The sequence below is a fragment of the Acinetobacter geminorum genome (genome assembly GCF_013009345.1).
Lineage (GTDB): Bacteria > Pseudomonadota > Gammaproteobacteria > Pseudomonadales > Moraxellaceae > Acinetobacter > Acinetobacter geminorum.
Window position 1 is genome coordinate 275206 of record NZ_JABELE010000002.1, and the last position, 22387, is coordinate 297592.

27 protein-coding genes and 1 tRNA gene are annotated in these 22387 nt (G+C 35.5%); 10 read left to right on the plus strand and 18 right to left on the minus strand.

The genetic code is table 11. The features are described from left to right. Positions 1-100: 100 nt before the first annotated feature. The gene (locus HJG58_RS03120) at positions 101-1036 is read left to right on the plus strand and encodes a metal-dependent hydrolase (protein WP_017481400.1); all 936 of its coding nucleotides are present in this window, start codon (positions 101-103) and stop codon (positions 1034-1036) included. Between the two features lie 67 nt (positions 1037-1103). On the opposite strand, the gene HJG58_RS03125 is transcribed toward HJG58_RS03120, so the two are convergent. From HJG58_RS03125 to HJG58_RS03140, 4 genes are all read right to left on the minus strand, one after another. Continuing rightward, the gene (locus HJG58_RS03125; RefSeq protein WP_170247892.1) at positions 1104-1664 is read right to left on the minus strand and encodes a TetR/AcrR family transcriptional regulator; all 561 of its coding nucleotides are present in this window, start codon (positions 1662-1664) and stop codon (positions 1104-1106) included. 630 nt (positions 1665-2294) lie between these two features. Beyond that, entirely contained in the window at positions 2295-2924 is a 630-nt protein-coding gene (locus HJG58_RS03130; RefSeq protein ID WP_170247933.1) for a class I SAM-dependent methyltransferase, read from the minus strand. A gap of 243 nt (positions 2925-3167) precedes the next feature. Beyond that, the gene (locus tag HJG58_RS03135) at positions 3168-3506 is read right to left on the minus strand and encodes a hypothetical protein (RefSeq protein ID WP_170247893.1); all 339 of its coding nucleotides are present in this window, start codon (positions 3504-3506) and stop codon (positions 3168-3170) included. A gap of 284 nt (positions 3507-3790) precedes the next feature. Then, positions 3791-4558 (minus strand): class I SAM-dependent methyltransferase, encoded by a 768-nt coding sequence (locus HJG58_RS03140; RefSeq protein WP_170247894.1) that lies wholly within the window; start codon positions 4556-4558, stop codon positions 3791-3793. A 190-nt stretch (positions 4559-4748) separates the two neighbouring features. Between HJG58_RS03140 and HJG58_RS03145 the strand changes: the two genes are divergently transcribed. From HJG58_RS03145 to HJG58_RS03155, 3 genes are all read left to right on the plus strand, one after another. Beyond that, complete coding sequence (locus HJG58_RS03145; RefSeq protein ID WP_170247895.1) at positions 4749-5423, plus strand: HAD family hydrolase; 675 nt, start codon at positions 4749-4751, stop codon at positions 5421-5423. A 233-nt stretch (positions 5424-5656) separates the two neighbouring features. Beyond that, complete coding sequence (locus HJG58_RS03150) at positions 5657-6142, plus strand: Lrp/AsnC family transcriptional regulator (RefSeq protein ID WP_216076493.1); 486 nt, start codon at positions 5657-5659, stop codon at positions 6140-6142. 178 nt (positions 6143-6320) lie between these two features. Next, positions 6321-6437, plus strand: a complete 117-nt coding sequence (locus HJG58_RS03155) for a hypothetical protein (protein WP_108008433.1) — start codon at positions 6321-6323, stop codon at positions 6435-6437. Between the two features lie 15 nt (positions 6438-6452). Here the strand turns inward: HJG58_RS03155 and HJG58_RS03160 are convergent, their stop codons facing one another. The 4 genes from HJG58_RS03160 to HJG58_RS03175 form a co-directional block, all read right to left on the minus strand. Then, positions 6453-7262 carry a pyrroline-5-carboxylate reductase family protein gene (locus tag HJG58_RS03160; RefSeq protein WP_170247897.1) on the minus strand — a complete coding sequence of 270 codons (810 nt, stop codon included), beginning with the start codon at positions 7260-7262 and terminating at the stop codon, positions 6453-6455. A gap of 354 nt (positions 7263-7616) precedes the next feature. Further along, positions 7617-7841 (minus strand): hypothetical protein, encoded by a 225-nt coding sequence (locus HJG58_RS03165; protein ID WP_032037905.1) that lies wholly within the window; start codon positions 7839-7841, stop codon positions 7617-7619. A 223-nt stretch (positions 7842-8064) separates the two neighbouring features. Further along, entirely contained in the window at positions 8065-8280 is a 216-nt protein-coding gene (locus HJG58_RS03170; RefSeq protein WP_032037901.1) for a cold-shock protein, read from the minus strand. Positions 8281-8613: 333 nt separating this feature from the next. Then, on the minus strand, positions 8614-9546 hold the full coding sequence (locus HJG58_RS03175; RefSeq protein ID WP_170247898.1) for an LpxL/LpxP family acyltransferase: 933 nt from the start codon (positions 9544-9546) through the stop codon (positions 8614-8616). 239 nt (positions 9547-9785) lie between these two features. Here HJG58_RS03175 and HJG58_RS03180 point away from each other — a divergent pair, with 239 nt between their 5' ends. Continuing rightward, on the plus strand, positions 9786-10403 hold the full coding sequence (locus HJG58_RS03180) for a LysE family translocator (RefSeq protein ID WP_170247899.1): 618 nt from the start codon (positions 9786-9788) through the stop codon (positions 10401-10403). Between the two features lie 95 nt (positions 10404-10498). Here the strand turns inward: HJG58_RS03180 and HJG58_RS03185 are convergent, their stop codons facing one another. The 3 genes from HJG58_RS03185 to HJG58_RS03195 all read right to left on the minus strand — a co-directional run bounded on the left by HJG58_RS03185 (position 10499) and on the right by HJG58_RS03195 (position 11929). Continuing rightward, positions 10499-11044, minus strand: a complete 546-nt coding sequence (locus tag HJG58_RS03185) for a glycoside hydrolase family 108 protein (protein ID WP_170247900.1) — start codon at positions 11042-11044, stop codon at positions 10499-10501. A 30-nt stretch (positions 11045-11074) separates the two neighbouring features. Further along, the gene (locus HJG58_RS03190; protein WP_002119864.1) at positions 11075-11464 is read right to left on the minus strand and encodes a hypothetical protein; all 390 of its coding nucleotides are present in this window, start codon (positions 11462-11464) and stop codon (positions 11075-11077) included. 210 nt (positions 11465-11674) lie between these two features. Further along, positions 11675-11929, minus strand: a complete 255-nt coding sequence (locus HJG58_RS03195; protein WP_039757565.1) for a hypothetical protein — start codon at positions 11927-11929, stop codon at positions 11675-11677. A gap of 672 nt (positions 11930-12601) precedes the next feature. Between HJG58_RS03195 and HJG58_RS03200 the strand changes: the two genes are divergently transcribed. Then, on the plus strand, positions 12602-13273 hold the full coding sequence (locus HJG58_RS03200) for an XRE family transcriptional regulator (RefSeq protein WP_002119885.1): 672 nt from the start codon (positions 12602-12604) through the stop codon (positions 13271-13273). 151 nt (positions 13274-13424) lie between these two features. Here the strand turns inward: HJG58_RS03200 and HJG58_RS03205 are convergent, their stop codons facing one another. Continuing rightward, on the minus strand, positions 13425-13658 hold the full coding sequence (locus HJG58_RS03205) for a hypothetical protein (RefSeq protein ID WP_005070233.1): 234 nt from the start codon (positions 13656-13658) through the stop codon (positions 13425-13427). 174 nt (positions 13659-13832) lie between these two features. Beyond that, a tRNA-Met gene (locus HJG58_RS03210) sits at positions 13833-13909 on the minus strand. Between the two features lie 256 nt (positions 13910-14165). Here HJG58_RS03210 and xseA point away from each other — a divergent pair. Both xseA and xseB read left to right on the plus strand, forming a co-directional pair. After that, positions 14166-15431, plus strand: coding sequence for an exodeoxyribonuclease VII large subunit (xseA, locus tag HJG58_RS03215; protein ID WP_170247901.1), 1266 nt, complete (start codon positions 14166-14168; stop codon positions 15429-15431). Next, a complete protein-coding gene (gene xseB / locus HJG58_RS03220) occupies positions 15421-15615 on the plus strand; it encodes an exodeoxyribonuclease VII small subunit (protein ID WP_002119890.1) in 195 nt (64 codons plus the stop codon). Before xseA ends, xseB begins: the two co-directional genes overlap by 11 nt. 254 nt (positions 15616-15869) lie before the next feature. Here xseB and HJG58_RS03225 read toward each other — a convergent pair whose 3' ends face one another. Continuing rightward, entirely contained in the window at positions 15870-16088 is a 219-nt protein-coding gene (locus HJG58_RS03225; RefSeq protein WP_004709788.1) for a hypothetical protein, read from the minus strand. 48 nt (positions 16089-16136) lie between these two features. Continuing rightward, positions 16137-16730, minus strand: coding sequence for a LysE family translocator (locus tag HJG58_RS03230; RefSeq protein ID WP_032006561.1), 594 nt, complete (start codon positions 16728-16730; stop codon positions 16137-16139). A 441-nt stretch (positions 16731-17171) separates the two neighbouring features. Between HJG58_RS03230 and HJG58_RS03235 the strand changes: the two genes are divergently transcribed. Together HJG58_RS03235 and HJG58_RS03240 are read left to right on the plus strand one after the other, a co-directional pair. Beyond that, the gene (locus tag HJG58_RS03235; protein ID WP_170247902.1) at positions 17172-17501 is read left to right on the plus strand and encodes a hypothetical protein; all 330 of its coding nucleotides are present in this window, start codon (positions 17172-17174) and stop codon (positions 17499-17501) included. Positions 17502-17976: 475 nt separating this feature from the next. Further along, positions 17977-18333, plus strand: coding sequence for a four-helix bundle copper-binding protein (locus HJG58_RS03240; protein ID WP_086266309.1), 357 nt, complete (start codon positions 17977-17979; stop codon positions 18331-18333). A 597-nt stretch (positions 18334-18930) separates the two neighbouring features. Here HJG58_RS03240 and HJG58_RS03245 read toward each other — a convergent pair. From HJG58_RS03245 to HJG58_RS03255, 3 genes are all read right to left on the minus strand, one after another. Then, positions 18931-19338: a GFA family protein gene (locus tag HJG58_RS03245; RefSeq protein ID WP_170247903.1), complete on the minus strand. Its 408-nt coding sequence runs from the start codon at positions 19336-19338 to the stop codon at positions 18931-18933. A 27-nt stretch (positions 19339-19365) separates the two neighbouring features. Beyond that, a complete protein-coding gene (gene cueR, locus HJG58_RS03250; protein ID WP_001020650.1) occupies positions 19366-19767 on the minus strand; it encodes a Cu(I)-responsive transcriptional regulator in 402 nt (133 codons plus the stop codon). A gap of 75 nt (positions 19768-19842) precedes the next feature. Beyond that, a complete protein-coding gene (locus HJG58_RS03255; RefSeq protein ID WP_170247904.1) occupies positions 19843-22314 on the minus strand; it encodes a heavy metal translocating P-type ATPase in 2472 nt (823 codons plus the stop codon). Positions 22315-22387: the final 73 nt, after the last annotated feature.

Sequence of the window (22387 nt, forward strand, 5' to 3'; positions counted from 1 at the left end):
GTGGTTCATTTTGTCCCTTAAGCACATGGTGATCGTTTTTACTTAGTGCTAAAAATTGTGCATTCGCATTAAATGAACAATTATGAATAAGGTGACGTATATGATCACAGGGAATCATCAGCTTAAAGCCAGAAAGGTACATTTCGATTTTACCGAATCATCGGTCTGTTGGATGCCGAATGATCCGCTATGCTCGCATGTCGCCAATGGCATTAACATGCTCTTGCCAGCTGGTGAGTTTTGGTTTTGCCGTGTGTTTAATAAAACCCTGCCCTTAATTACCGATGAAACCCTAAAACAAGAAGTGATTGGATTTGTCCGCCAAGAAGCTGCTCATGCACGTGCGCATGAAAAAGCACAGGACTTCTTACGTGAAAATGGTTACGACATTCAAGAAACACTCAACCGTGCCCATTTTGTTTTTAACATTTTATTGGGTGACAAACCGCTCGGCATACCCTTTTTAAAAGGCGAAAAGCTTGATGAATATTGGTTACTTTTCCGAGTGGGCGTGATTGCTGCAATCGAGCACTTTACGGGAACCATTGGTCAATGGACGCTGGACAGTAAGACTTGGGACCAAGCTGACCCTGCTATGGCAGATTTGTTCCGTTGGCATTTGGCTGAAGAAGTAGAACATCGCTGTGTTGCTTACGATTTATTTGAGCACCTTTTAACAAACAAGTTTGGGTTTTATGTGTCGCGCCAAGTGATTATGGCGGCGGTTTTTCCACTGTTTATTTACTTCCTTGCTGACTTTGCCCGTAGTTTAGGTAAGCAAGATTTAGAGCATGAAGATATTCAAAAATTGATGCGCCGTGGCTACTTCAAAATTATTCGAGAATTTGAAAAAACTGCGACTCGCTCAGACAACTTACCGACTATTAAATATTTGTGGAAAGCGACTTTAAGATGGGTTTCACCAAAATTTAACCCAATTCATGAGGGAGACACCGAGCAAGCTTTAGCTTATATGGCTCGCTCGCCTGCGGTTCAATATTTTGAAGGAATGGCGCAGGCCGCAAAACCTGTGTAATCAAGCTAAGCGCTTATTTCAATACAAAGTAAAGCCTCTTTTTGGGAGGCTTTCTTTCGTTTAAGAGTTATCTAGACCGACAAAGATTAAAAAGAAACAATCGAACTAGCGCGCTTTCATCAATACTATTTTTTTCAAAAAGTCGGAACATTGCCCCGTCAATCATACATAAAAACATGTAAGCGTCTTCGACTGAGGCAGTAGTTTTGACGGATAAAAGTAGTTTATAAATTTCATTGATGAACCAAGTTCGGTACTCGATCGTAACGCCATAGGCCTTGGGATAGACTCTTTTGATTTCAAACAATGACTTAAAGGGTAAATGATATGGCCCTTCTAAACTCGCATGTAAAAAATAAATTTGCTTAAGTTTATCCAGCACCATGAGTTCATTGTAAGAATAGAGAATGGAAAACACTTTATCTTTTAGCGTGTCTTTTTGGAGACTGATACACCTCTCGATTAGCCGTTCTTTTGAGTGAAAGGCATTATAAAAAGTGGCTTTGGAAACCTTGGCTTCACTAATAATTCGGTCAACACCGACCTTGTGAAATCCATATTGATTAAATAAGTCTTTTGCTACGTGAAGCACTTTTAATGCTTTAAAGGAAGATTGTAAATTTGGCATAGATATACCGCTAAAAATAATTTTTTGTTGTATGTAAATGAGATAGAAATGCCGTCACTCTTAAAATGAGTGCTAAAAAACAGGCATGCAAAAGCCGCACAAAATGGCGTGCTGACCTATCTCAAGTTTTATAGTTGCTGTGTTTTAGATTCTTAAGGTGTAGAAAACCTAGAGTCGATTGAACCGCTTTATAGATTGCTCGAGTGGTATGAATAGAGAGACTTTGGCAAAAGCCAATAAAGAAGAAATAGTACGCATAGCGGACTCCTAGATAAAATAGAAGTTCTACCGAATTACTGTCAAATAATTATGGTGGCAGAACGAAGATGGGTTGACAGACCAGTCATCTAGGAACCGGCACGCACAAGGCGTCCCACCTCCGTCCTACCGCTACGAAGGGGGGACGAACGAGTTCGCCACCAAAAAATTACTTTCTTGGTGCCCTAGATGAAAAACAGCCTGTCAAAGCCGGCTGGCAATGTGGCCAGCAGGCAAAGCATAATCGGAGGGGTTTTAGGTGTCAATGTGATATTGGCTACAAATAAAGCTTTAAAATAATTTTAGTAAAAGGGTTTATTAATCCAATACAGAAGATTTGGTTTATAAAATGGGATAATTATTGAAAGCAGCTTAAGAAACTTTGAAAGAACATAATGCATTCTTTTCTTTTAATAATTCAACACTCTTAAAACCAGCTAAAGAAAATGTATTTATATGCTCATCAATAGTCATATATAAGCCTTTATTTTTCATCCCTTCCTCATCTTTGACTATATGATCGGTCACTATATATAAATAATTTGTATTTAAGAGATGATTTCTAACTTGCATATGAAACTCTTTAGCAAAATCTTTATGCCTTAACTCATGTAAAGCTTGGTGAATGATGACGACATCAAAAGTTTCTTGTTGGCATACGTTGTACCACCCATAATCTCTAAAATTGGCAGTTAAGTAGTTAGCTTTACTCGCAAATGATCCTAATTTTTTTCTGGACAACTCATGCATAGCTTCAGAAAAATCTAAAGCTGTATATTCCAGAGACTCTATATTTTCTAATAGAATTTTTGCCAAATAGCCAGTACCAGCACCTATCTCAAGAATCTTAGTTTTTTTGAGATTAAGTGACTTAATCTCAGCCACATACATGCTAAAAAATTCATATCTCCAAGGGCGTTTCACATTTACTTCTTCAGCCCACTCTAGAGCATCAGCCGCTTTTCTTAGGTCAATTGGACTTGCAACTTCCTTTATAGTCATAATTTTACGCCCTTCTAATAGCTTTTTTAGTATTAAAAAATGAATATACCTTTTAAAATATATCTCTATTAATTCTTCAATTCTATTCATTTAAAAGAAATTTTAAGTGTCAATATAGTATTAGACTGCTTCTTAGAGTGTGTTTTCTGGTTCAACTGGTAAATTTTATGTCGTGATACACCGATAAAATGGATAATTAAATCCATCTTATCGGCTTGCTAGAATCGGTTTTTTAAAACCTTTTTATTTTTTAATATAGTTTGGGAAATCTTTTAAAACCTTACTACATAGATGGCCTTTTGCATCTTCTCTTTTGCGCTCTTCAAATTGCTTCATACCAAACTTCATGACTTCTCTACCGTATTTATCGCCTAGCTCATGTTTAGTACATTTTGCTGCAGCATCCTTTAACTCTTCTGAATAATAGTGAGAATTACAATCAAGTTGAGCACGGCTTAAAAAGCCATGTAGTTCAACTGCTTTCTCACATTGTGTTTGCTCTAGAAGATTCTTGGTTTCTTGACTAGCATAAATTGATGTTCCTACTAATAAAGTGAGAACTGTTACTAAAAAAATACGCATTATTTCCCCGACAAAGTTATTAAAAGTATTAGTGATAATATTGCGGGCGTATTAAATAATAATTATTCATAAGTGTCTATTAATAAAAAGAAAATTAAATAAAACCACTTCTCTTTTGAATACTTAATCACCTTAATAAAATTGGGTGATTAATTTTTATCAAATAAATGATATTGGATTTGTTTTATAGTCATCTTTAATATAATTCAAGCTATTCGAGAAAAGAGTTCTAGTGATATTTAATTCATTTCTAATCTACTAAAACCCTTACTCATTCTGCTAATTTAAAACCCTAGTTTCTTAAAGACAAAATAACCTACATGACTTTCAAAGCTACCGTCATTTTGAATTTTGAAATATTTCTTCACAAGGTCAGATGAACCTTCCTGCAAATAACGTATAGTTTTGATTTGATCTTCAGGCGTTTTCATACGCTTCACCCAACTATCAAAGTCTAACGAAAGCGTTTGTTTATCTAAACCAACCAAATCAAAGCCTGCATCTTCGATAAAATAGACCCACTCTTTCACACTATAGTTTCTTACATGACTCGGGTCTCGAATAGTTTCGATCGTCTGTAAAAACGTATCCAATATAGGCGAGCTAGAACTAATAATATCTACAAAAATAACAATGCCATCAGGCTTTAGAACACGATTTACTTCCTTCATTGCAGTCGGAACATGCTGCCAGTGATGCGCAGAATATCGGCTAATGACCACATCAAACTGATGGTCGCTAAAAGGCATATCTTCAGCAATGCCCTGCTGCACAAAGATGTTTTTTAATTTACGTTGGCTAGCAGTTTTAGACACGGTGTCTAACATTTCATGAGATAAATCGTATGCAAAGACTAGATCAGCATGAGGAGCAACATTATAAGAGACATGACCACCACCACAGCCTAAATCAAGGACTACAGCATTTTCAAATTTCTGAATTTCATTAACAAATTTATTAAATTCAATACCTTCAGAGTGAGCTTGGCTGTTTAAATAGTCGAGAGATTTATTTTGATATTGTTTTTGATTTATATCATGCTGGGTGATCATAACCTTGCTCCTTCTATGTAATGGAATCACATTAAAGGAAAAGTTGGATAAAAAATAATGATTAGTTTTTCTTCAATTGATAAATAAAAGTTATTATTTAATTTAATACATAGTAAGCACAAAATTTGAAAATTCTTAAATCAAATAGACGGCTATACTGTCTTTATCTAAAAATTTTATAACACTCAAAATGCCAAATATTATTTTATTTGATTTAGATCAAACTTTACTGGACAGAAATACATCACTTATAAAATTTGTTGAATGGCAAGTAAACTTTTTTCAATTGGTATCACAACAAAATAAGCAAAATTTTATCGCCAGATTTATTGAGTTAGATAACAATGGAAATGTTTGGAAGGACTTAGTTTATTCCCAATTAATTGAAGAGTTTAGTATCCAAGCTTTTAGCGTCGATTTCTTACTTGAATCCTATGTTAATGACTTTAATAAGTTTTGCTCTTCATTTGAGAGCGTTCCTGAAGCAATTAAAAATCTTTATAACAAAGGATATAAATTAGGCTTAGTTTCTAATGGCAAATCCCCCTTCCAAGAAAATAATTTTTATGCACTCGGTCTCAAAGAGTTTTTTTCTACAATTATCGTTTCAGAAGCCGTAGGTATGCGAAAACCAGATAGACAGATATTTGAGTATGCATGTAGAGAGCTTGGTTGTACTCCTAATGAATGTATTTTTGTAGGAGATAACCCTAAAGCCGATATTGAAGGTGCTAATAAAGCCGGAATGAAAACTATCTTTTTCCACCCAGATCCTTCTATCTGCTCTACTGTAGCCGATGAAAAAATTCACCATTATGATCAGCTAGAAACAGCAATTAATACATTAGATAATTTCATTCTTTAAAAATGGTTATTTGTTCTTTTATGAAATCCGCAAAGAGCACTGTTTAGTCACCCTTACTGAAACAGTGCTCTTTGCTCCATCCCAACCTCTATCCAGAAAGGTTTGATGCATAGAAATAGTGTATGTACGTTTGACTCAAAATGTTTCCTGTATTTTTAAAAAATTTTAAACATTCGCAGCATAAAAATGAAGTATATTGATTTTTATCAGAAGATTCTTCTTTGGTTTATATTTTGAACAGAACAGAATACACACTAGATCGTATAGATCGGAAAATTTTATCTGCATTGCGTGGAAATGGCCGTTTAACCGTTGCTCAACTGGCCGAAGAAGTAGGTCTTTCATCTTCTCCGTGCTGGACTCGACTGAAACGTCTGGAAACTTTAAAAATTATTGAAGGATATACGGTAAACGTAAACCCAAAAGCGATTGGCATTCATGAAGTCTTTTTTATTGAAATTACTTTAGAGCGCCACGATGACGAAATGCTAGAAAATTTCAGTGAAGCATTAGCAGATATACCTGAAGTTGTAGAAGATCACCTCGTCACAGGCGACTACGATTATCTGGTTAAAGTAGCAGTCAAAGATGCTGACCATTACGAACGATTTTTAAGGAAAAAGCTTTATTCAATTAAGGGGATTCGACACACACGTTCGACCTTTGCCCTACGCCCTCTCAAATCTGCTAATACTGCCGATTTAATGTTAATTGAATAAAAAGGTTAAACGCGTACAGTTAATTACTTAATTTATTGATTTTAAAATATTTACCAAGAGAAAACCTAAAAAATATAACAGATCATAGCTCTGTTATATTTTTTTTGAAAAATTCTGTATCTATGATTACAGCCTTCAATTCTTCAAAATGTAATTAATCTGAATTGGAGGCATCGCCATGAACATTTTGAAGAAAAAAAATAAGGCCAGTTTTGTATTCTTTATTATTACTCTCTACTCTTTTATTGGGTTTGGCTTAGGCTTCGTGATTTGGGAATACCTTTTAAAAGCCTAGTTTGCTCAAGAAGAGTTAACTCACCTCAGTAATAATTTCTGAAGTGATTTCTTTACTACGATGATATGCGGCCTTCATAGCTAAACGTATATCATCAGATACATTTCCTAACTCAAACATTCTGAGTGCTGATTCGGTAATCCCGTTAGCCAACGTCACCTTGCCACACAGATCTGCTGGCGGGACATTACTTTTACGGACCATTTCAACTGCCCCACTAGCCGCCTGGAGTGCTAAATCTAGAGCAAATTGTTTATCAAGACCTAAAGAAACCCCTGTCTTTATCATGCTATCTAAAATATAGAAAAAATAAGCCGGTCCCGAACCAGATAAAGCAATAATTGCGTCTGTCTGAGTTTCAGACGGCGCCCAAAAAGTCTGACCCGTTGCAGAATAGAGCATTTCGATTAAGTCTTTATCAAGCTGGTCCATTTGCTCTGACGCAATAAGTACATGGGTCCCCGTATGCGTTAGTACAGGAGGATTTGAAATTACACGAACAATTTTTTTCGAACCAGTAAAACGAGTCAAGTTAGCAATATCAATCCCTGCCATCATAGAAACAATCATTTTATTTGCTAACGCTTTTTTGAGGGGAATAAGTGTCTCTTTGAGCTGTTTAGGATCTAATAACAACACTACAATTTCAGCTTTTTTTAAACCATTTTCTTTTTGATTTAAAATATTTAAATCATTAATTTTTTTCTCTTCAATCAAATGTATCTTTTGTTTTTGAAATCCTTTTAAAACTAATCCTCCTATTAACGCCAAAGCTAAATTACTACTTCCAATGAAACAAATACTAGGCTGTACTGCACTTAACATTTAAAATGTTTTCCTTTCTTAAGAGAGGCTTATAAAAAGAAATATTATCTATAATTTAATTATGAATGTTGAATTAATAATGACCGCCTGAATAAAGAACCCACTTTAATAATATAAATTATTAAAATGGGTTTTGTTTTATTTGCGCAATAAATAAAACAACTCTAGCTTAAGCCTAATGTATTACTATTGTTAGTAAATACCACAAAAAAAATGTTAAGCTGTGTAACGTATACAATAGTATTGTAAAAAATTCTGTAATGAATTCTATTAAGCTTATATAAAGAATATCTATTACTTAATAAGAAAATCTTTAAACCAAATTAAGGCACAGAAGTGTTCTAGTTCAAACAACTAAAGAGTTTCTTTCTTATTCGCTAAAATTCTCTCAGCTTTTCTGATTGCCTGTTGCAGATCAATCTCATCACAGACCCAGAAAGTAAAAATTTTTCCAAATAAGTGAAAATGTTGTTTTACATACTTCGAACTGTTATCGGAGTAATGCTCTTCTATCTTAAAAAAATCATTGTGATTTTCTATTTTTTGACCGTCAAAAATGCCGCCAATACAAATATCCATTTTAGTACCATATACCTAATTACTTATATTTTAACAAAAAATTTAGAAGTACTTTTAAGAGCGTATTTTTATTCTGCTTTTTATTTTAAAGATAAGTTTAATTAAAACTTATAAAAAACCCACAAGATATGGTGGGTTTTCTTAAACTCTATCAAAGCACTTTAGCTTTAAACATATTCTATTTAAATAATATGTTTAAAGCAACTATAGATGCCCTATCAAGTTATGAATTCTGAAGAATCACAATATTTGAAGCTTGTGGGCCTTTTTTACCCTGTACTACAGTAAACTCAACACGTTGACCTTCCAAGAGAACTTTAAAACCTTGTGTTTGAATATCGGTAAAATGAGCAAAAATATCTTTACCTTCATCAGCTGCAATAAAACCAAAACCTTTAGTTTCATTGAACCATTTTACTGTACCAGTAGTAGTAGACATATATTTATCCTAAATCTTAAAATATTATAACTTATTATTGGGGAAACCAATTTAACTAAAAAATAGACGTGAAAACTTAAATATCTGAATGAACCGAAGACTTATAAATAAAACTGCGAAAAAGAAATTTATGATGACAAGAATATTTTGTTAGTTATGTTCGACTATACACGCTTCAAAATCATTTGCAATCGTTATTCAAAATAATTAAAGCGAGAAAAATTCTATGCTGTTTACATTTCGTCTTTCGTATTGATTTAATTAAAGATCTTTCAATTAAAAACCAGATATTTTATATTTTAATTGAAAGAAATACATTTAATTATTTACACATTAATAGAATTTCTGTTCACCAGCAGGACGTGTCTTAAAGCGTCGGTGAAACCACATGTATTGTGTTGGGGCAATACGAATTTGGTTCTCAATAATTTTGTTTACCCTTTCAGCATCACTGACTTCACAGCCACTTGGGAAGTTGTCCAATTTTGGCTCTACTAAAACATGATATTGCGGATTACGAATGTTACCGCTTCGATAAAAATATAAAGGAACTGCCGCTGCTTTTGAGATATCCATTAGTCTGCGATGGGCTGTAACTGTAGCGGCCTGAATACCGAAAAATGATGCCATTACACCTTGCTTGAGGCCAAAATCCTGATCTGGGCTATACCATATCGCATGGCCATGCTTAAGATTTTGTATGAGCCCGCGCATATTGTCTCGAGCAATCTGATTTTTATACACTCGGGCCCGACTACGATGAATCAAAAAATCTAAAAATGGATTATTTTGTGGTCGGTAAACCACATCCATATTAAAAAATAAAGTACACACCGCCCCACCTGCATCTAAAAGCGTACTATGGGTACCTAATAAAAGTACGCCATTTTCCTGATTATTGGTTAAGTTCTCTAACCCATCTATGTGAACACGGCTTTTAAACCAGTTTGGGCAGTACCATGCGTTTAGGGCTTCAAACACACCAGTTAAGGTGTCGACGAAAACTTGCTTGGCCTTTGTTTCAATCTGTAGAGGTGTTTTTTCAGGAAAACATGCCTGTAAATTACGTAGTGTTGTTTTTCTTCTCGAACCTAAAGATATCCATGCTATTTTTGATAAAAAATTAGCGAGACGCCATTGAATAGACCAAGGTAACATCGCGAATAACATCAAAATAAAAGCTAAAAACCATATACCCCAATATTTAAAAGATAAAAAGGAAAATTGAAACTCGCCAGATTTAAACTGCCGTTCATTTTTCGTCATATTATAGATTTCTTGAGGTATAGACTTAACATACTAACACGCTCAATTTTTAAGGTTGTGTGTTTATGTTGCTTTCACTTTTATAGTTTTACTTTCCTGACCTGTTTATAAAAATCTATATTTTAAATATTTAATCTATTTAAGGCTTAAATATACATAACCTTCTGTATACACCGATTATTTTCTCATTTAAAGTAACCGCACAATCTTGCCTCAATTTATAAATAGGATATATCAGCGTGAGCGGTCTTTTAGTATTTATAACTATAGCATTTCTTACCCTATTAAGCCCAGGACCGGGAGTTTTATTTACTGTCACAAATTCAATTAACTATGGTGTTAAAACTGCTTTGTTTGGAATAAGTGGTTTAATTATTGGTATGTTTGTGATTGCTGTAATTTCTGCCAGCGGTGTAGGACTTATTATTACCAGTAACCCTACTATTTTTACGGTTTTAAAGTTTATTGGTGCATTTTATTTAATGTATCTCGGATATAAAAACTTTACTAAAAAACTTGCAACCCAAGAGTTAATGACTGATCAACAAACCGATAAAGCTGTAAGTAAATCTAAATTATTTTATCAGGGGCTATTCGCATCTTTGCTTAATCCTAAAACAATCGTATTTTTTATCGCACTCTTCCCTCAATTTATTGATATCAAGAAAGAGATTTTAAATCAATTTTTAATTCTTTCTTTAACCTTCTGTTTTATTGGCTTTTTAATTCATTTAGTTTACGCAAATTTTTCTTCGATTTTCAAAGAGAAAATGTTATCCGGAAATAATTTCTCGATGCTCAATAAAATTAGTGGTGCTATTTTCTTTCTTCTTGCGATTTTACTTATCGCACAATAAAGCATTGCTCGATCTATTATTTGTTAAAAAGCCTTAACTCATGGTTAGGCTTTTTACTTCTTTTGTTCTCTCAACATGTTCTCTTCTAATACATTTTAGAGTGTTACTCTGTTTAATATCCAACCGTAAAAGAAATCCTCATAGTTAGGATTGTTCTCGGTAATTTCAATATAATGCTGTCCTTGCATAATATTTAAAATACGCACAAATACTTTTTCTCCCTCTTTATTACGTCTTTTTAAATACGTAGCCAATGCTTGTAAAGTAAGAGGCCCGTACTGGCCATCTACCACAAGATTTGGCCACCCTTCCTTCCCCTGCTTATTCAGCAGATTTAAAGCACGTTGTAATAAAGGTTTTGCAAAATTGACGCCACAATTTATAGCTGTATCCAGTAACTCTTCTGCAATAGCTGGGCTAATCGCATTAATCTGGTCAAACTGGGGTTCAAGCCAATATTTTTGCTTATAAATAGATTTGGCGACGCTTAATGGCAAGTCTTGCATATTGCCTTGATATCCGTTCGATTGAGCGACTGCCTCTGTAATGCCAAATTTAGTCGCATGGCCATGATCTGATGGATGGTTAACATATCCGCCTTCTCGGCTGATAATTTTTTCTAAGTATTGGTCAATATTCATTTTATTCTACCTTTATATTTAAAGCTGTCTTTAGCTATTTTGAAGATCATCTTTTGCTTTTTTTAGGTCTTTGATGACCTCTACAATCGTTTTACCTTCTTGTTTATTGATGAAGTTAAATATCCATCTCACGATAGCCCAGCCCGGTAAACCACAGATAAAGAAGAATCCAGATAGGGTGATCATTCCCCAAATATCGGATACCCATTCATGCAGGTTCCATTTCATAATAATGAATGAGCCGCCTGTAAGGCTTGAAACTACTGTACAGATGAGAGCAACAATCCATTCTTGTGGAGAACGAGGGAAACGCATCATTAATACAACTGCGACAACTAAGCTGACTGCTAGAGCCACCATAATTGCAATACTATAAAAATTTAAAAATGTGGCTAACCCACTGCTAGAAACTGTTTCCATGACTTTGTCCTGCGCTAAAGGGTAAAACTTAAAAACTCATCACGTTGACCAGCTTGCGGTTTTCAATGTTTATTAATACCCTTCGTTTTCTTTATTACAGTCAATAAAAAACACTAACGCTTTAAAGCTGCGCTAAATTGCAAGACGAACTTATCCTTGACCCCATTTATTTCAGGGGTCCGAGAAAAAATGTTTGTATGCTAAAGCCTGTTAGTGTGCACCGTTTAAGGCTTGTTCAATCAACTCAATCACTGTGATTGCACCAATCGCTTTTTGCATAGAGACTTGATCATCGAATTCGAATGCTTCATCTTCAAGCTCATTTACAATCTGCTTAGCCTCCTCAAGTGCCCTTTTTATTTTTTGTACCTTATATTTGTTCACGTCTTTGGCAATTGTTGGGATATACCCTCCACGTTTTGCATTTTTAAGTTGTTTAGCTCTGTTCTGCATTGCTGTAGTCATTCACTATCTCCAACTCAACTTACTCGTTAATAAGGCGTCTTTATCGTTTGTTATTCTTGAGGTTTTGATACATTCTTTGAGCAATATAGCTAAGCTATGGCTACAAATATGTGTTCGAAACGTTTCAACGAGTACAACAAGCTTAAAGAACCAAACAAATCACCTTTAAGACATTAATTTATAAACAAATACTTCATTTTCCTAAAATGTAAAAAAGTATTAAATTTTTTGGAATTAAACTTTTTACACGCCTTAATTTTTTGACCAAAAAGTTCATATAAAGCTTTGCCGTATATCGGAAACTTTTGTTAGGACTCACAATCTTTGTTAAATTCTTCATGTTCTTGATACCCTTTATCGACGAACATTAAGCCTGATCCACGGAATCGGGCTTTTTTTTATTCCAATTTTTGTTTTGATAGCCTGTTTGCAAATAATAATTGAGCTATCTCCCTTTTATTCTGCTACCTATAGAAACAAAATAAATTTAGCTTGCATCTCAAAGTTTTGATAAAGCGATAAATAATGACTTAGACACCTCTTAAATTTCTCTATTCATCTTGAGATATAACTGATATTATAACTATAGTTATTATTAGTCAATAACTATAGTTGTTTTACTAGATATAACTTAAGTTATATATTTGTTATAAGTTTACTGGTGTAACCATTATGGCTCTTAAAGACCGTTTAAAAGACTCTAGAATTAAAGCCAAAAAAACTCAGGCTGAAGTGGCAGAAGCTGTAAAGATGTCGCAACCCGCCTATCAGGCTTTAGAGTCAGGGAAAAATTTAAAATCTGCATTTCTTCCTTTAATTGCCCAATTTTTAGGAGTAGATGGTTATTGGTTAACGACGGGGAATACTGAAGATTCTTTTAGAGAAAGTGATGTATTTAGCCCGACTGTAGTGAGTGCAGAATCTACTGATCAGTATGTTTGGATTGAAGTTGTAGAAGCTAACTTTTCTTGCGGGACAGGTGAATCTATTGAATTTCACTTTGATGCTATTAATGGAAAAATTCCATTCCCTGCTTCATTCTTTAAAGAAAAACGCGTTGCTCAAGAATGCATGCGTATTATTAAAGCTAAGGGCGATAGCATGACAGATTACATTAAAGACGGAGATTTGGTGGGTATTGATATCTCTCAAACAGAAGTCATTGATGGCGAGATTTATGCGGTTTACTTTGCTGGCGAAGGGATGATTAAACAGATTTTTAAAGAAGCAGATGGTTCTTTAATTTTGCATAGCTTAAATGAAAAATTTAGAGACCGACGCGTGACAGAAGAGAACGGTAAAAACTTTAAGGTTATGGGTCGCCAGTTCTGGCGAGCAGGCTAATTGAGTTATTAAATATAATTAAAATAATAAGACAATTTTTTTAATCACTTCAACTTTTTTATAACTTTAATTATTTATATAAACTGTAGATATAAAAAAACCTATCTCCTTTAAAGGAGATAGGTTTTCTCGCTTTATTACCATGGTTTTATCAACAATATGTATTTAAACGATAAAGTTGATTAAATCCGGTATAGAAGCTTTTACCATCTTGGTTTAACTCAATTTCTTCACCAGACTGAAGTTGAATTTTTTTACCAACTTCGACCCAACGATATCCATCGAGAGAGTTTTGTTTACGCACATGAGGAACAATCCTCACATTAATTTCATTGCCATTTACGGCTGTGGCAATGTGCCACTCATTTACTATATTCACAATCATTCACTCATCACTGAGCTCATGTGATTTTACGGTATGTAATTAGAACGCTAGATTTAAGGTATGGACAGTTCGTCTAGAATTTAATATTTAGCTTTATATAGGGTTATTTATAAGCTAATTGCTTTTCATAATTTTCGTATTATGAAAAGTGGTACATCACAGAGCATAATATTTTGGATGCGGGAGTCGGATTTGAACCAACGACCTTCGGGTTATGAGCCCGACGAGCTACCAGACTGCTCCACCCCGCAATTGGAAGTAAGCTTTATACGCTCATATATTTTATAAAGCAAACTTTATTTTTTAATCGGTTGTAATTATTAACAATTCTCTTTTTATTATTTTTTTCATTTTAACCATTCAGTCTAAATTCACATATCAATTTCAATTTTTAATTCTTTAAATTGTTGTATTTATTTTAAATAGAACCCGATATTCATAGACAACAATTGCCTTGGTTGGATGGCTTTTATACTATCTAGATTGGTCCTTTAATTTTTAGTTCGTATGTCTGAACCTCAGTTTTCCCTTAGTGAATATCTCGGCACAGTTCAGGAAGTCATACGTGTGGCTTTTGATGAACCAGTTTGGGTAAAAGCAGAAATTCGAAATTTAAATATTAAGGGCGGTCATTACTATTTAGAACTCGCAGAAAAAGATGCAGAGACTGATAAAGTTATTGCCAGCTGTAAAGCCACGATCTGGAAATTTTCAGCGAGTAAAATTGTTTTAAAGTTCGAACGTGAAACTGGGATTGAGATTTCAAGTGATTTAAATGTACTCATCAAAATTAGAGCACGTTTTGATCCTCAATATGGATTTTCGGTCAATATTGAAGAGATTGACTCAAGCTTTACATTGGGTGAAATTGCTAAACGTTATCAGCAAATTATTGAACGACTTACTCAAGAAGGTTTAATCCATAAAAATAAACTTCTTCCCACTCCTTTTGATATTCAAAATGTTTTAGTGATTGCCCCTCAAAATGCTGCGGGTCTCGGTGACTTTAAAAAAGATGCAGATGCTCTTGAGCGAAATAGGGTTTGCCATTTTGTGTATCACACCGCTACTTTTCAAGGAAACACGGCTGCAACCAGTTTGATTGAATCCTTAGGTTCAGGTTTAAGACAATGGGCCAGCACGTTTAACTTTCCGCCTGATTTAATTGTGATTATTCGCGGTGGTGGATCGGTGAATGATTTAGCTTATTTAAATGATTATGAACTTGCCGCCCTACTTTGCAAACGTAGTGTACCCATTTGGGTAGGCATAGGGCATGAAAAAGACCGTACAATTCTTGATGAAATTGCTCATCGCTCATTTGATACGCCAAGTAAAGTGATTGCTGGTATTCGAAACCACATTGTTGAACGCGTACAAGAAGCTGTAGATAGTCTACAAACGATTAAGCTACTTTCTCAGCATCAAATCACGACCTATCAAAGCAAGAATGATCAACTGCTTCATCACATAAAATCTTCGGCACAGAGTCAACTTAGCTCGGCCCATCGTTTGCTTGACCAGATGAAAGAACGTACTCAGTTTAGCTCACAACAACAGGTTAAATTTTCATTAGCCCAAATCGAATCGTTGATGAAAGAAATCCTTTTGCAAAACCCGAAACAGGTTCAAGCCAAGGGCTATGCAATTGTTAGATCAGAAGGTAAAGCGATTCGCTCTATACATCAAATTTCAAGCCCCGCCATTGCTATTGAGATGCAAGATGGTGTGGTTGAAGCCAACATTACACAGGTAATTCCAAATGAAGAATGAAGAGTTAACGTTTAAAGATGGTCATGACATTTTGAAGAAAAATGCCGAATTATTAGAATCTCAAGAAAGCCCAGATATTGATAATTTAATGAAGATTGTTGAAGAATCTATTACTGCTTATAAAGCATGTAAGTCACGTATTGAAGCCGTTCAACAAGCTTTAGATGAGACATTCAAAGAATAAAAAAAGCCCACTCCTACTTCTCATTGAAGGAATGGGCTTAGTGAAATCCACTTAATCCTGAAATGCAAAAATGTGGATTAGGTCACATTTTTACACAAGCATAGTCCCATAACCATTTTAGATGTTCAATATTTTAATTGTGTCTATACGTTAGTTTGGCTTAATTTTCACCACCTCTTAAATAAAACGAGTTCTATTAAGACCCTACCAAACACAAACTCTACTCATGGTTATTGTTAAATTTAATTTAAGAGTTATTCCTCACTGAATGGACCAATTAACTGATAAATTTTGCCGTCTTTAGGGTTTTCATAGAGCAAATCCATATTGGGTAAAATAATATCGTCATTAATTTCAATATGTTCAACGCTTTTATGAAGCTCAAGCGCATGGTCATTCATGGGTCTAACTTTTGCCAAAGCAATTGATTCTTTATCAAACTGGTCCTTGATAATTACTTTTAATCTTTTCATAAAAATCTCCTGAAAAATAAATTTTTTAATATAAATAATGGGTTAAGTTTAAAATGAGCTAATCGCAGAATAGCCGATTGGCATCGCAAAAAAAGTTAAAATAAATGCAGCCGTACGTTGTAAATTACGTTGGTTTAACCAAGTTACTTTGTTTGAAATTAATACGGTTCCAAAAGCAATCCATAAAAATGCAATGGGTGTAATTAATGATAAAAAAATAGCAATATGCACAAAATAAACGTGAAGCACTTCCCATGCTGCATGTGGAAAAATAGCAGAAGCAAAGAGTAAAGCTTTAGGATTTAAAAGTGTTGCAACAAATAAAGCCTTAGGTGTAATCAGTGGGGTGTCTAATTTGATGTCATTTGTTGATGTTATCCAAAGTTTAAATGCAAGGTAGAGAATAAAAGTTGCACTTATTAACTTTAATAAGGCAGGAAGCCAAGGAATAAAATGTGAAACTGACTCAAGCAAAACACCCCATGAAGTAATTGCAATAAGATAACCCATCACTTCAGCAGGAATAAGTTTAAGAGACTGCTTCACCCCTGCTTGTATTCCAGCCGAGGCTAACAATGTATTTGTTGGGCCTGGAGTCAACAAAATGGTGACCACAAGTCCAATAAACATAAATGACACCATAGGCAATGAACTCTTTAGTTATGCTAGGCGAAATATGTCAAAAAGGAATATCTATTGTCGACATAATGGTTGTAACAAGAAATATTGAATTTTATTTTTTTAATTTTAAAACAATTAATTAACTCCACATGACTACAAATTCACTTACTATTTCAATAATTTTAAATATGCAAAATCGATCACACAAATATAGAATAAACGCTATTTTTTCTGCTTGCTAAACAACTAAATCAAGCTTTTTTTCACAGAAAAATAAGTCGTTATTTTTAATATTTAGTTCTTATTCAGCTTATTTAATAAACGCTTTTTTCTGACTTGAAATTTGAAAATTGATCAATATATAAACAATTAGAAGTCGTGATTTTACTGAATATGATGTCCCATTCCCCATCAATTCTTTGATTGTCGCTTTCATCAAATAAATCAGATGATGGAGGATGCATGATGAATGCTTATGTTCGCCCTCATCCAGATGGTTTTAAATCTTTTTTAGGCAAGAATCAGAAAACTGGACTCTACATTGTACGAGTTGGTTGGACGGTTTATGAAATGAATGGCAATGGTTCTGTGCTATACATTGTCAAAAATGAAGATACGATTCCGTTGGATGTAGAAAATTTTAAAACTGATCGTCCCAAAATTTATGCTGCTCTTCTAAGTGAAGTTCAGTTTCAACGCAAGAAACAACTCGCGATTGATCTCCAGCAATCAAACATCCCTTCTTATGACCGTAAAGCCTACAAAAAACGGCGTGGCTTTATTAACTCTTAAGTGAAGGTATTTACTTTAAACTCATATAGAAAAAGCACCCTTAGGTGCTTTTTCTTTTAACGACCTGTTGTAATTAATACAAGCATACTCAGTATTAAAGTACTTAATGATCGTTTGCAATGTATGTGGACTTCATGCTCAGCTCCGTGAGCATATTGATTAACGTTTTCCATTTCGTGTGCCCTTAAAGTTCACACTGATAATCTGCCCAATTTTCACACAATAAGAAATTAGCCAAAAGTATTATATGCAATTAAATTTAACACAATCCTTAAATTTAAATCCCCTCTTAACATGAACAATTATGAGCGTTTTAACTAAAAACTGGATGTAACATTCTACTACGAGGTTAATTATGTATTAGCGATTTGTAGACCTTTCATCTCAAACAGCCATGCCTTAAAAATGATCTTCTAAAATAGGAAATATAACGATATTCCATTTTTTAATAATAGCCTTCGACAGGAGAACTTTTATGGAAATTCAACGAGAAACCAACTCTTCTTTATTTTGTAATGCCTCTACCTCAATTCAAGCTTGTATTGAATGTATGATTGCTTGTAAAACTTGTGCAGCTGCATGTTTACAAGAAGAACATGTTCATATGATGCGTGAATGTATTAAGCATTGCATGACATGTGTAGAAACCTGCCAACTTTGTACGTCTTTAGAACTAAGAAACTCTGAACTAGCAGAATCAGCAATGCAACTTTGCGCAAATGCATGTCAACTTTGTGCAGCGGAATGTAGCAAACATGAGCATGAACATTGTCAGATCTGTGCGAAAGCATGTTTAGCCTGTGCTCAAGCTTGTCTTGCCTATCGTGCTTAAATAATTTTCCAGATGTAAAGCCTACGCGTCTTTAGATCGTAGGCTGATTAAAATACTTTAAATAACAACGAATTATATATTTATTATTTAAGGAATACTTTTTTATAGGCATAAAAAAAACCCGCATCTTGGGGAAAATGCAGGCTCTTAGATCTCCCACAACGACCATGAGTTCATTATTAAACTTGAACTTTAAACCGTTAACTAAATGTACCGTTAATTAAAATAAAAATCAATACAGAATAGTCTGTATATTTCAATTTTTTTATGATTTTTACATTACTTTTTCATAAATAGTTTAAAAATATAAGATATTTTTAAATGAGAAATAGCTTTTTAAAAGACATTAAAAAAGCCCGTTTCACGGGCTTTTCTGCAACGGTGAGCAAGTTAAGATTTGTGTCTATCCATCTCTTAGTTTGCTCTTTGCTAGCTATATGTAAGGTCTTATCGTATCTTTTGCCCTGTCCCAAGTTTCCCTGTGGATCGAGGAGATATTACGATTACCTTAGGTACAGTTATAGCACATTATTTATTCATGACTAGTCTTGTTCACGTTTTTTTACAAATGAATAAAATACGATCTAACCTTAATATTTAAGGGTTTTCTATCCCATTTGGATATTGGCGAGCGGTATCACAAATTGGATACCACTTCACTTGTGAATTGACAAAAGCATGAGAGATGACTGGCGTCGATATTTCTTCATTAATAAGTCCTACCCTTAGGCGTACCACTTCTGGCTTATCTAGACGTTCACTCCAGATCGGTGAACCACAAGTTTTACAGAACACTCTCTTTTTATTAGGCGATGCAAAATAAGCCTGTAAAAGATTTTCACCCTGCACAATGTTTAAATCACTTTTTTGTACTTGAGTGATGGCAGCAAAAGCAGCCCCTTGTGCTTTTTGGCATTGATTACAATGACAAACCATGATGGGTTCTAATTCGACATTAATGCACAGTTGAACGCCATTACAAAGACAAGAAGCAGTATAAGCCATGATTTTTCCTTTTTATTTTAATGAAACTTAGCTTACACCCACACCTTTTTCAATGTGATCTAAGATGGCACAAGAAGCCTGTTGGTCGCCACAGCAATCATCAGCAGAAGCCTGCAAAATATTGACCATTTCTTGGAGATGGGCAATTTTCTGTTTTAATTCGGCAATGTGTTTGACGGTTAGGGCTTTCACTTCTGCACTATGCCGATCTGTGTTTTTCCAAAGTGAAATAAGCTCTTTCATCTGTTCAGAAGAAAAACCTAACTCTCTGGCATGTTTTAAAAAATTCAAAGTTTTAAGGTCTGTTTCTGAATAAATGCGATAGCCAGAAGCAGAACGCTGAGCTGCTTCAAGTAAACCGATTTCTTCATAGTAGCGAATCATTTTCGCTGAAATGCCTGAATGTTTGGATGCCTGACCGATATTCATCTCACACCTCAAATATTAAATTTGGTTTAAGACCTGCTGTCATGATCTTAAACCAAAAGTTGATTTTCAGCACGCTTACTCTACTGGCGCATGAAAGCGTTTTAAGCGTAATGCATTGCCTAAAACAAAGACTGAAGAAAGTGCCATCGCACCTGCTGCAAACATCGGTGAAAGCAACACACCAAATGCTGGATATAGCGCACCTGCTGCAATTGGAATTAGGGCTACGTTATATACAAATGCCCAGAATAGGTTTTGACGTATGTTTCGCATGGTGGCTTTACTTAATGCAATTGCATTCGGCACGCCTTTTAAACTACCTGACATCAGCACCACATCGGCAGCTTCAATCGCAACATCTGTACCTGTACCAATGGCTAAACCGACATCTGCTTGCGCCAAGGCTGGTGCATCGTTAATGCCATCACCCACAAAGGCCAAACGACCATATTGTTTTTGCAGTTGACGAACTGTGTCCACTTTGCCTTCGGGTAAAACCTCGGCCACGACTTCATCAATGTTCAGCTTTTTGGCAATTGCTTGCGCAGTATGACGGTTGTCTCCTGTAATCATGGCCACTTTGAGACCTAATTTATGTAAGGCTTCAATCGCAGCATAGGTTGTTTCTTTAATTGGGTCTGCCACGGCAATAATTGCTGCAAGTTGCTGGTCAATGGCAACATAGAGTGGTGTTTTGCCTTCTTCACCTAACTGAGCAGCAATCGCTTGGAATGAGCTGGTGTCTAAACCAAGTTGGTGCATATAACGATCTGCGCCAATTTGTACTTTTTGGCCTGAAACTTCTGCTTCAATACCTGAACCTGTAATCGAGTTAAATGCTGTTACTGGTAATAAGTTTAGGCCTTCGCTTTCTGCTGCTTGCACAATCGCAAGGGCAATTGGGTGTTCAGATTTGGCCTCAACAGAGGCAACTAAAGTCAGCACTTGGTTACGTTCAAAGCCAGATTGCACATTAAAGTCTGTCAGTGTCGGTTTGCCTTCGGTGAGCGTTCCTGTTTTATCAACGGCAACCACTTGTGCTTCTTGTAAAAGCTGCAAAGCTTCACCTTTACGGAACAAGACACCTAGCTCAGCACCACGTCCAGTACCGACCATAATAGAAGTTGGTGTTGCAAGCCCCATCGCACAAGGACAAGCAATAATTAGTACCGCAACAGCATTCACCAAGCCAAAAGTTAGCGCAGGCTCTGGTCCCCAAATAAACCAAACCAAGAAAGTAATTGCAGCAATTAGCATCACTACAGGCACAAACCACATGGTGACTTTATCCACTAAACCCTGAATCGGAAGTTTAGAACCTTGGGCTTGTTCAACCATGCGAATAATTTGTGAAAGTACAGACGAAGAACCAACGGCGGTTGCCCGAATGTTTAGAGTACCGTTTTGATTGACCGTACCACCGACCACCTGATGGCCTACGATCTTTTCAACGGGAACAGGCTCACCCGTAATCATAGATTCATCAATGTAGCTGTGCCCTTCAACTACTTCACCATCGACTGGCACACGTTCACCCGGACGAATTTCTACAATAGTTCCACTGACCACTTCGACAACAGCAACTTCCACCACTTGACCGTCACGCTGAATACGAGCTGTTTTGGGCTGCATTCCAACTAAATGTTGAATCGCTTGCGAAGTACGTCCTTTAGCTTTTGCTTCAAAATATCGCCCGAGTAAAATTAAACTGACAATTACAGCAGCCGCTTCAAAGTAAACATTGACCGTACCTTGTGGTAAAACTTGCGGCATAAAGGTTGACACGACTGAGAAACTGTAGGCAGCTAAAGTTCCAACAGCCACTAGCGAGTTCATATCTGGTGCTAAACGCCATAAGGCTGGAATCCCTTTTTGGTAAAAACGGCGTCCAGGAAAAACGAGTACTAATGTGGTCAAAACAAACTGTAAAAGCCAGCTATTGTATTGACCAATGGTGTGCATGACCCACATGTGAAAAGCTGGGATTAGATGTGAACCCATTTCCAAAATAAACACAGGTAAGGCCAACACAATCGAAATGATCAAATCTTTTTTAAGCTGATCTAACTCTGAAGCTTTTTTATCGAGTTGCTCATCTTGTTTTTTTTCAGCTGCTTTCGCGTCATAACCTGCTTTTTTAACAGCACGAATTAAGTCTTCAACATTGACTGATGCATCTGCTTGTACCCAAGCCTGCTCTGTTGCTAAGTTGACAGTTGCCTCTTGAACACCGTCTACTTTTTTGAGGGCTTTTTCAACACGTGCAACACAAGATGCACAGGTCATGCCCTCAATAGACAACTCCACTGGTGCAGCTTTTGGAACATCATAACCCGCACGTTCAACTGCTTTAACCAGTGCTTCGCGCTGAATCGGTTGATTTGAATAAACAACGGCTTTTTCTGTTGCCAAATTAACGTTGGCAATCTCTACATTTTCAACTTTCTTAAGTGCTTTTTCGACACGTCCTACACAGGAGGCACAAGTCATGCCCTCAATTGAGAGTGTTTCACTATATGCTGGCAATTTTGTGGTTTTTGAGTCCATCAAACACCTCTGCAAATCTGCAAAATTTAATATTCTGTATTGAGCATACAGATTCCCATCATGGGAAGGTCAA